Consider the following 2237-nt stretch of genomic DNA (forward strand, 5'->3'; position numbering starts at 1 on the left):
AAAATCCTAGCGCGGAAGTTTTTGCCTTTTAGTTTTCCGGCGCTGATTTGTTTTAGGGCGAGTTTGGAGATTTTGCGGTCTACGGCGACGTAGGCGCGGATGTCGCCGATTTTGATTTTGCCGATTTGCTCGCCTGTTAGTTGTTGATTGGCGGTTAACGCACCCAAAATATCACCTGGGCGAAGTTTCTGTTTTTTGCCGCCGTCGATTTGAATCGTAATCATCTTAGCTTGCAGTGGCGGTTGTTTTAGCACGCTTAAATCCGGCAGGGGTTCGGCTTCGATATCTTGGCCTAGGTATTCCGCCAATACTGCGACCTTATAACTTTCTTTGTCGCTGATTAAGCTGGCGGCGAAACCTTTGCTGCCCGCGCGTCCGGTGCGGCCAATGCGGTGTACGTGCACTTCTGGGTCGTGCGCCAAGTGGAAGTTTACTACTGCGTCCAAGGCTTCAATATCTAACCCGCGTGCGGCCACATCGGTCGCCACTAATACCGCGATGCTTTTGTTGGCAAACTGGATTAAGGTTTGATCGCGGTCGCGTTGTTCTAAATCGCCATGTATTGCTTGCGCGTTAAAGCCATATTCCACCAGCGCATCCGCTAGGGTTTGCGCGTCTTTTTTGGTGTTGCAAAACACCACGCTCGATTCGGGGCTCGCTTGCAATAGGATTAAACGCAACGCGGTTAAACGCTGTTCCGGCGAATCGACCTGATAAAAATGCTGCGCGATACTGGCGTGATCGTGTTGCGATTCCACTTGAATACGCACCGGCGATTGCATAATACGCTCGCTGATTTGTTCGATCTGGCTAGGAAACGTCGCGCTAAACAATAGGGTTTGACGTGGCGTTGGCAGCTGTTCGCAAATCGCGTCAAGTGAGGCTTGAAAACCCATGTCGAGCATGCGGTCGGCTTCGTCCAATACCAGGATTTTTAGCTCATCCAGTTTTAGAGTTTGTTTGCGCAGATGTTCTTCAATTCGCCCCGGCGTGCCGACAATAATATGCGCGCCTTGTTGCAGTGAATTTAACTGTGCGCCAATCGACTGGCCGCCGCATAACGTTAGCACTTTAATATTGCTTAAACGACGCGCGAGACGACGAATTTCTTCCGCCACCTGATCGGCGAGTTCGCGAGTTGGGCAAAGCACTAAGGCTTGCACTTGGAAACTTTTTGGGTCAAGCGCGTGTAATAAACCCAGACCAAACGCGGCGGTTTTGCCCGATCCGGTTTTGCCTTGCGCAATCACATCTTGGCCAGCCAAAATTGGCGGTAAGCTTTGCGCTTGAATTTCGGTAAGCTGGTGATAGCCCAAGCTGTCTAGGTTGCTGAGTAGATCGGGGTGTAAATTGAGAGTAGAAAACGCAGGTGTGGCAGTCAAGGTTGTGTCCTTTTGGCTTAGAGACCCGGTGGGCTCGTGAGCAGATTGGGTTGAATGCACGTATTGTAAGGGTTTTGCAGGCGGGTGTTTGATTTTATTAGTTTTTTTATAGTGGGTTGTTGCATTTTTGAACACACCATAAACACAGAGTGCCAGGCCTGGTGCTCTGAAAGCCTTCGATAAAACAATGCTGTTTGGATCTTTCAAAATCGCCTCGAGGTGCCCATTTATTCCTTGAAACCGCGAAGCGATAGATTTGTGAATAGAATACAAAATATGCTAGCACGCTTATTCCATCTGAAAGGTGGATTTTTAGTGTTATCTTAAGCATTGAGCAAGCGCTTTTAAGTGTTTCCGAGTCAAAAACTCGAGCTTAAGGACTCATTTGTCTAGAGTCGTTATTTTGCTTGACGCTATCGCGCTGAGGTCGGTACACTCAAAGGATAGATTTTTCACAAAAGGAGTGAGCGATATGCCCCTAGGACACCACGATCTGGCACATGAGTTTCCAGAATTTAAAGAACGTATTCACGAATTGAAAATGAACGATGCGCATTTTAAAAAGTTATTTGAAGAATACGATCAAGTGACCACCAAGATCGAAGCTTTGGAAAAGCAGGAATCACCCGTTGCCGATGAAACAATGGAAGATCTGAAAAAGCAGCGTCTGGCGTTAAAAGATGATTTGTATGCGATGCTAAAAGGCTAAAACCTTTAAGCGACGCTTAAAAAGCCCGCCTTTGTAGCGGGTTTTTTTGTGCCCCCTCTCGCGAATATTTGGCCTAATTTTTCCTACCAATAAGCCAAATTACCAGTCCTGGTTCTAGTGCCTAAAAGGGTAACGTCCCCTTTTTA

At 47.6% G+C, this 2237-nt stretch carries 2 protein-coding genes; one reads left to right on the top strand and one right to left on the bottom strand.

Annotated elements, in window-relative coordinates:
* Window positions 1-1382, bottom strand: a 1382-nt coding sequence (gene dbpA / locus IBX48_RS10335; RefSeq protein WP_296834272.1) for an ATP-dependent RNA helicase DbpA, incomplete at its 3' end; no start/stop codon positions are given.
* A gap of 472 nt (window positions 1383-1854) precedes the next feature.
* Between dbpA and IBX48_RS10340 the strand changes: the two genes are divergently transcribed.
* Window positions 1855-2091, top strand: a complete 237-nt coding sequence (locus IBX48_RS10340) for a DUF465 domain-containing protein (protein ID WP_296834274.1) — start codon at window positions 1855-1857, stop codon at window positions 2089-2091.
* The last annotated feature ends 146 nt before the right edge of the window (window positions 2092-2237 follow it).

This window comes from Thiomicrospira sp., from assembly GCF_014859555.1.
In the GTDB taxonomy this organism is placed as follows: domain Bacteria; phylum Pseudomonadota; class Gammaproteobacteria; order Thiomicrospirales; family Thiomicrospiraceae; genus Thiomicrospira.

Bases quoted from the DNA above. Each gene is read 5' to 3' on its own strand.
- IBX48_RS10340 (WP_296834274.1), top strand. From the start codon at position 1,855: ATGCCCCTAGGACACCACGATCTGGCACATGAGTTTCCAGAATTTAAA.